General features: G+C 74.8%; 1 protein-coding gene (only partly in view). It reads right to left on the bottom strand.

Going from position 1 to position 8,252, the window contains the following annotated elements; translation table 11 throughout:
* Nucleotides 1-18: 18 nt before the first annotated feature.
* Nucleotides 19-8,252 carry the 3' portion of a type I polyketide synthase gene (locus AB0M67_RS14640; RefSeq protein WP_365745706.1) on the bottom strand. It continues 20,437 nt past the right edge of the window, so 8,234 of the gene's 28,671 nt are visible here — the last part of the coding sequence; the start codon falls outside the window, past its right edge; it ends in the stop codon at nucleotides 19-21.

Raw genomic sequence — 8,252 nt, 5'->3', positions numbered from 1 at the left:
TGCTCCATCACTCTCGCGCTACAGGTCGGACTGGCCGTTGAGCGCGGCCCGCACCAGGTCTGCCACTGCCATCGAGTCGATGGACTCGTCGGTGTTGTCGGTTCCCTCGTCCCGCACCGGGGCGCTCTCGCCCCGTCCCGCCAGTTGGAGCAGCGGTTCCAGCACGCCGATGTCCCGCAACCGCGCGAGCGGTACGGACGCCAGCAAGGCCCGGATCTCCGCTTCCTCGCCGTCGGCCCCGGCTCGGTCCCCCTCGTCGGGGATCAGCTCGCCGAGCACATGCTCGGCGAGCGCCGTGGGCGTCGGGTGGTCGAAGACGAGCGTCGCGGAGAGGCTCAGGCCGGTGGCCGTGTTGAGCTGGTTGCGCAGCTCGACGGCGCCGAGCGAGTCCACCCCGAGGTCCCGGAAGGACCGTTCGGCGCCGACGGCGTCCGTGTCCGGGTAGCCGAGCACCTGCGCGGCCCGGGTACGGACGAGGTCGACGACCGTCTCCAGCCGCCGGTTCGCCGGCAGACCCGCGAGCCGGTCCCGCAGTCCGCCGCCGGCCGCGCCGTTCCCGGGCGCCGCCGCCGTCGCGGCCACCAGCTCGCCGTAGCCGGGGAACTCGCGGAGCAGGGCGCTCGGCCTGGCCGCGCCGAAGGCTCCGACAAAGCGGTCCAGGGCGACTTCGGCGACGACCGCGGTCGGTTCGGGCTCCATGACCAGCCGGAGCAGCGCCTCGCAGGCCAGCCCCGGGTCCATGGCGCCGATTCCGGCGCGCCTGGCGGCCTCGTCGGCGCCGGCGCCGTCGGCCATTCCGCCGCCGCCCCAGGCGCCCCAGGCGATGGAGGTCGCCGGGAGGTCCTGGGCGCGGCGCCGTTCGGCCAGGGCGTCCAGGACCGCGTTGGCCGCCGCGTAGTTGGCCTGGCCGGGGTTGCCCACGGCCGCGGAGGCGGAGGAGAAGAGCACGAACGCCGCGAGGTCCAGCTCACGGGTCAGTTCGTCGAGCAGGAGGGCCGAGGTGACCTTCGAGCGGAAGACCGCCTCGAACCGCTCGGGGGTGAGCCGGTCGAGCACTCCGTCGTCCAGGACACCGGCCGCGTGGACCACGCCGGTGAGCGGGTGCTCCGCCGGGATGTCGGCGAGTACGGCGGCCAGTTGGGCACGGTCGGCGACATCGCGGGCCGCGATCGTGACGGTCGTGCCGAGGGCGTCGAGTTCGGCGCGCAGGGCGTCGGCGCCCGGTGCCCCGGGGCCGCTCCGGCTGAGCAGCACCAGGTGCTGGGCGCCGTCCTTGGCGAGCCTACGGGCGACCTGGGCGCCGAGGGCGCCGGTGCCGCCGGTGATCAGGACGGTGCCTGCCGGGTCCCAGGCGCGGGCTGACCGCTTGCCCGGCGCCCGTACCAGCCGTCGGGCGAGGACCGCGGAGGTGCGTACCGCCACCTGGTCCTCGCCGTCGAGGCCCGCCAGTGTTCCGGCGAGGCCCGCGGCGGCGCGCTCGTCCAGCGTCTCGGGAAGGTCGATCAGACCGCCCCAGCGTTCCGGGTACTCCAGCGTGGCGACCCGGCCGAGACCCCATACGGCGGCCTGGAGCGGGCGGTGCGCGCCGTCCGCGCGGTTGACGGACACGGCGCCCCGGGTGGCGCACCACAACGGCGCGTCGATCCCGGCGTCGCCGAGCGCCTGGAGCAGTACGGCGGTGAGGGCGGCTCCCTCGGGCACACTGCCCGCGAGGGTCTCGCGCAGGGCCAGGAGCGAGAGGACACCGGAGAGGCGGGTGCCGTCCTCGGCGTGGACGCTTCCGGTGAGTGCGCGCAGTTCCCCGGCCAGTTCGGTCCGGTCGGGGCTGCCCGCGGCGAGCCGTACGACCTTGGTGCCGAGCGCGTCGAGCGCGGCGGACACCCAGGCGTCCTCGGCCAGTTCGGCGGGGACCACCGCGAGCCAGGTGCCCGTCAGCGACTTGCGGTGGGCGAGGGACGCGCCGGCCAGGGCCTTCCAGACGATCCGGTGGCGCCAGCCCTCCATGACCGATTCGTCGTTCCGCTGCCTGCGCCAGTCCAGCAGCGCGGGCAGCACCTTCGACAGGGCGTCGCCCTCGACGTCCAGGGCGGACTCCAGCGAGGCGAAGTCCTCGTGTTCCACGGCGTCCCAGAACGCGCGGTCCGTGGCCTCCGTCTCCCCCGTGTCGGCGCCGGCGGCGGTGGCGCCTGGCATGACGTCCGGCCAGAACCGGCCGTGCTGGAAGGCGTAGGTGGGCAGGTCCAGCCACTGGGCTCCGGTACCCGCGAAGAACGCGGACCACCGAGGGCTCACCCCGTGGACATGCAGCCGGGCGAGCGCGGTGACGAGCGTGGTCTCCTCGCCCCGGCCCTTGCGCAGGACCGGTACGGCCACGGCGCCGCGCGGCGCCGTCTCCTGGGCGAGTGCGGAGAGGATCCCGTCCGGGCCAAGCTCCAGGAACGTGGTCACGCCGCGCTCCGCCATCGTCCGTACGCCGTCGGCGAAGCGGACGGCCTCGCGGACGTGCCGTACCCAGTACTCCGGCGAGCACAGCTCGTCGGCCGTGGCCTGGGCTCCGGTCAGGTTGGACACCACCGGGATACGGGGCGCCCGGAGCGACAGCCCGGCGACGACGGTGCGGAACTCGTCCAGCATCGGGTCCATCAGCGGTGAGTGGAAGGCGCCCGAGACCCGCAGCCTGTTCGTCTTGCGGCCCTGGGCCTCCAGCTGGGCCGCGACCTCAAGGACCGTGTCCTCGTCACCGGAGATCACCACCGACATCGGGCCGTTGACCGCCGCCACGGAGACCCGCTCCGACAGCAGCGGCAGGACCTCCTCCTCGGTGGCCTGTACGGCGACCATCGCGCCACCGGACGGCAGGGCCTGCATCAGCCGGGCACGGGCCACCACCAGCCGGGCCGCGTCCTCCAGCGAGAACACCCCCGCCACATGGGCCGCGGCGATCTCACCGATCGAGTGGCCGGCCACGAAGTCCGGCCTCAGGTCCCAGGACTCCACCAGCCGGAAGAGCGCCACCTCGACGGCGAACAGCGCGGGCTGGGCGACGCCCGTCCCGTTCAGCGCCCCGGCGTCCTCGCCCCACATCACCTCGCGCGGCGACCGCCCCAACTCGGTTTCCAGCGCGGCCAGTACGGTATCCAGCGCCGCCGCGAACACCGGGAAGACCTCGTACAGTTCGCGGCCCATGCCGAGCCGCTGCGCACCCTGGCCGGAGAAGAGGAACGCACGCTTTCCGACCCGCTCCACCTGGTGCTCGACCAGGTCCGAGGCGGTACCGCCCTCGGCGAGAGCGGCGAGTCCCGCGAGCAGACCGTCCCGGTCGGTGACCGTCAGGGCGGCCCGGTGCTCGAAGACCGCGCGGGTCGTCGCGAGCGAGAACGCCAGGTCGGTCAGCGGGGCGTCGGGCCGCGCCGTCACCTGGGCGAGCAGCCTGCGCGCCTGGGCGCGGAGCGCGTTGTCGGACTTGCCGGAGAGCAGGACCGGCAGCGTCCCCGGCTCACGGACGGGCGCGTCGGGCGCGGTGGGCGCCGGGGCGCCGGCGGGCGCCTGCTCCAGGATCACATGGGCGTTCGTACCGCTGGCACCGAACGAGGAGACTCCGGCGCGGCGCGGGCGGCCCGACTCGGGCCAGGCGACCGGCTCGGTGAGCAGTCGGGCGGCGCCGGCCGTCCAGTCCACGTGCGAGGTCGGGGTCTCGGTGTAGAGCGACCTCGGCAGGGTGCCGTGCCGCATCGCCATCACCATCTTGATCACGCCCGCGACACCCGAGGCGGCCTGGGTGTGACCGATGTTGGACTTCAGCGACCCGAGCAGCACCGGGCGGTCCGGGTCGCGGTCCTGGCCGTAGGTCGCCAGCAGCGCCTGCGCCTCGATCGGGTCACCGAGCTTGGTGCCGGTGCCATGGGCCTCGATGGCGTCCACCTCGGCGGCCGTCAGGGCGGAGTTGGCGAGCGCCTGCCGGATCACCCGCTGCTGGGCGGGTCCGCTGGGCGCGGTCAGTCCGTTGGAGGCGCCGTCCTGGTTGATGGCGGAGCCGCGCAGGACCGCCAGGACGTGGTGGCCGCGCCGCCGGGCGTCGGAGAGCCGCTCGACGACGAGCATGCCCACGCCCTCGGACCAGCCGGTGCCGTCGGCGTCCTCCGAGAACGCCTTGCAGCGGCCGTCGGGCGACAGCGCGCCCTGGGCGCTGAATTCGACGAAGCCCGCCGGGGTCGCCATCACGGTCACACCGCCGGCCAGCGCGAGGGAGCACTCGCCCGACCGCAGCGCCTGGGCCGCCAGATGCAGCGCGACCAGCGACGAGGAGCAGGCGGTGTCGACGGAGACCGTGGGTCCCTGGAGACCGAAGGAGTACGCGAGCCGGCCGGACAGGAGGCTCGCCGACTGGGCCGTCTCCCACTGGCCCGCCTCGGCCGGCGGCCGGTAGTCACCGCTGCCGCCGCCGACGTAGACGCCGGTGGTGCTGCCCCGCAGGGTCGCCGCGTCGATGCCCGCGCGCTCCAGCGCCTCCCAGGCCGCTTCGAGCACGATGCGCTGCTGCGGGTCCATCACGATGGCCTCGCGCGGCGAGATGCCGAAGACCCCGGGGTCGAAGTCGGCGGCGTCGTAGAGGAAGCCGCCGTTTCCGGTGGTGCTGCGTCCGCGTCCGCCCTCCGGCGGGCCGCCGAGCAGGGTGTCCAGATCCCAGCCCCGGTCGGTGGGGAACTCCCCGACGGCGTCGGTCTCGTCCATGACGAGCCGCCACAGGTCCTCGGGCGAGCCGACACCGCCGGGGTAGCGGCACGCCATGCCGACGATGACGACGGGGTCGTCGCCGGTACGGGCCGAGGCCACCACGGGGGCCGCGGCGTCCGGCAGTTCGCCGAGCAGCAGGCCTCGGAGATGACCGGCGAGTTCGGCCGGGGTGGGGTGGTCGAAGACCAGGGTGGCGGGCAGGGTGACGCCGGTCGCGGCCGTGAGCTGGTTGCGCAGATCGACGGCGGTCAGGGAGTCGAAACCGAGGTCGCGGAAGGGCAGATCGGATTCGACGACCGCCGTGTCCGGGTGTCCGAGGACCATGGCGACCTTGTCGGTGACCAGGGTGAGCAGGGCGTCGGCGCGCTCCGCCTCGGGCAGTTCCAGCAGTCCCAGCCGGTAGGCGCCGGCCGCCGGCCGCTCGTCGCCGCGGTCGCGTTCGGCCGCGTCCAGGGCCTCGCGTGCTTCGGGCAGGCCGGCCAGCAGGGCGCTGCGGCGGGTTTGGGTGAAGGCCGGTGCGAAGGTCTCCCAGCGCACATCGGCCACGGTCACGGCGGGCCCGCCGTCCGCGACGGCCCTGCCGAGCGCGGCGAGCGCCGTCTCGGCGTCCAGAACGGGCAGTCCGTTCATCCGCAGATGCGCGGCCATGGCGGTGTCGACCACGCCGGACCAGGCGCTCCAGGCGACGGCGAGCGCGGTGGCGCCCCTGGCACGGCGCTGCCGGGCGAAGGCGTCGAGGTACGCGCCGAACGCGGCCTCGTCCGCCTGGCCTTGGACGCCCCAGACTCCGGCGACGGTGCCGAAGAGGACGAACGCGTCGAGCGGCCGGTCGCCGAGGACGGTGTCGAGTCCGCTCACTCCGGCGAGCGCGCCGGCGAGGCCCGCGGATCCGGAGTCGCCGGTACCGGTGATCCCCTCCGCGTGGATCACCGCGGTCAGCGGCGCGTCCTCGGGGAGCGCGGCGAGCAGCGCCGTCAGCTCGTCGTGGTCGGAGGTGTCGCAGACGGCGAAGGTGACGGTGGCGCCGAGCCGCTTCAGTTCGGCTTCGAGCGCGTCGGACCCGGCGAGGTCGGACGGGTGACGGCCGGTCAGTACGAGGTGCGTGGCGCCGTCGCGGGCCAGCCGGCGGGCGGCCCGGCCGCCCATCGGTCCCGTACCGCCGGTGATGAGTACGGTGCCGGTGGGGCGCCAGGAGTCACCGGACGGGTTGGCCTCCGTGGTGGTCGTACGGACCAGCCTGCGTCCGAAGGTTCCGCTCGCGCGGACCGCGATCTGGTCCTCGCCGGCCCGGTCCTGACGGCTCGTCAGGACAGTCGCGAAGGCGGCGACGGTGCGGTCGTCGAGTGTCCCGGGGAGGTCGATCAGACCGCCCCAGCGGTCGGGGTGCGCCGGCGCGGTGACCCGGCCCCGGCCCCATAGGGCGGCCTGTCCGGCGCTGAGCGGCGGCTCGGAGGGGGCCACGGAGACGGCGCCCCGGGTGACGCACCACAGCGGCGCGTCGATCCCCGCCGCTTCCAGGGCCGTCAGCAGCGCGTCGGACCAGGCGGCGTCGGACGGCAGCTCCGTGGCGCCCGTGGCATCCGGGACCCCGGTGGCGAGCAGGGAGACGACGCCGGTGTAGGGGGATCCGTCCCGGTCCGCGCGTGCCGCGGCCAGGAGTCCGACCAGTCCGTCGGCGTCGGCGGGGTCGGCGGCGACCGTGTCCAGCCGGGCCGTGCCCGTACGCAGCGCCTCGACGGCGGCGGAGTGCCACGCCGAGTCGGCGCCGGAGTCCACGATCACCAGCCAGTCGCCGGACGGCTCGGTCACGGACGGCTCGGTCACGGACGGGGCGGCGAGCGGTGTCCAGGTCTCGTGGTAGCGCCAGTTGGCGCCGGCGGACTGCTCGCCCCGGCGGCGGCGCCAGGCGGAGAGCGCGGGCACCATCGTGGTGACGGTGCCGCCGTCCAGATCCAGCGAGGCGGCCAGCGACTCCAGGTCCTCGCGCTCCACCGCCGACCAGAACTCGGCGTCCACCGGGTCGGGTGCCCCGGCGGCGGCGAGCGCGGCGGGCTCGGGCCAGTACCGCTCGCGCTGGAAGGCATACGTCGGCAGTTCGATCCGGCGCGCGCCCAGGCCCTCGAAGAAGGCGGCCCAGCGCGGTCCCGTGCCGTGCGTGTGCAGCGCGGCGAGCGCGGCGACCACGGCCGCCTCCTCGCCCTGGTCCTTGCGCAGGAGCGGCACCACCGCGGGCGCGGGCTCGACACCGTCCAGGCTCTGCTGGGCCATCGCGGCGAGCACCCCGTCGGGGCCCAGTTCCACGAATGTCCCGACCCCGGCGTCCCGCAGGGTGCGCACGCCGTCGGCGAACCGTACGGCCTCGCGGACGTGCCGCACCCAGTAGGCGGGCGAGCGCAGTTCGTCCGCCGTCGCCAGGGCCCCGGTCAGATTGGAGACCACCGGGACACGGGGTTCCTCGTAGGTGAGTGACTCGGTGACCCGGGCGAAGTCCGCGAGCATCGGGTCCATCAGCGGCGAGTGGAAGGCGTGCGAGACCCGTAGCCGCCTGGTGCGACGGCCGTCGCCGGCGAACACCTCGGCGACCTCCAGGACGGCGTCCTCGGCACCGGCGATGACCAGCGCGCGCGGGCCGTTGACCGCCGCGATCGAGACATCGCCGTCCAGCAGCGGCGCGACTTCGTCCTCGGTGGCCTGGAGGGCGACCATCGCACCGCCCTGCGGGAGCGCCTGCATGAGCGTGGCGCGGGCCGCGACCAGCCGGCAGGCGTCCGCCAGGGAGAACACCCCCGCCACATGCGCGGCGGCGATCTCACCGATGGAGTGACCGGCCACCACGTCCGGGGTGAGGCCCCAGGATTCGGCGAGCCGGAACAGCGCTACCTCGACCGCGAACAGCGCGGGCTGGGTCCATCCCGTCTCGTCGAGCAGCTCCGACTCGAAGGTGCCCGGATCGGCGAACAGCACCTCCCTGAGCGGGAATTCGAGCTCGGTGTCCAGATGGGCGAGGACCGCGTCGAGGGCCTCGGCGAAGACGGGGAACCGCTCGTACAGCTCGCGGCCCATGGCGCCGCGCTGGCTGCCCTGGCCGGAGAAGAGGAACGCGGTCCTGCCGGGGGCGCGGCTCGCGACACCGCGCGCGCTCTCCCGTACGCCGTCGGCGCCGGCCAGCAGCACCGCGCGGTGCGGGAAGACCGTACGGTCCGTGGCGAGCGAGCGGCCGATGTCCAGCGGGGACAGGTCGCTGTGGGCCGCCGCGAAGGAGGTGACCCGGTCGATCTGGGCCTGAAGCGCCTCACGGGTCCTGCCGGAGACGATCCACGGCACGACGGCCGGGGTGGCGACGGGCTCGGCGGTCCGCTCCGCCGGCGCCTCGACGGCCGGTGCCTGCTCGACGATGACATGCGCGTTCGTACCGCTGACACCGAACGCCGAGACTCCGGCGCGGCGCGGGCGGCCGGTCTCCGGCCATGCCTCCGGCTCGGTGAGCAGCCGCACGTCGCCCGCCGTCCAGTCGACAT

The organism is Streptomyces sp. NPDC051662, assembly GCF_040681655.1.
Taxonomy (GTDB): domain Bacteria; phylum Actinomycetota; class Actinomycetes; order Streptomycetales; family Streptomycetaceae; genus Streptomyces.
The sequence above is the reverse complement of the archived record's forward strand: the minus strand, read 5'-3'. Positions and strand labels throughout refer to the sequence as shown.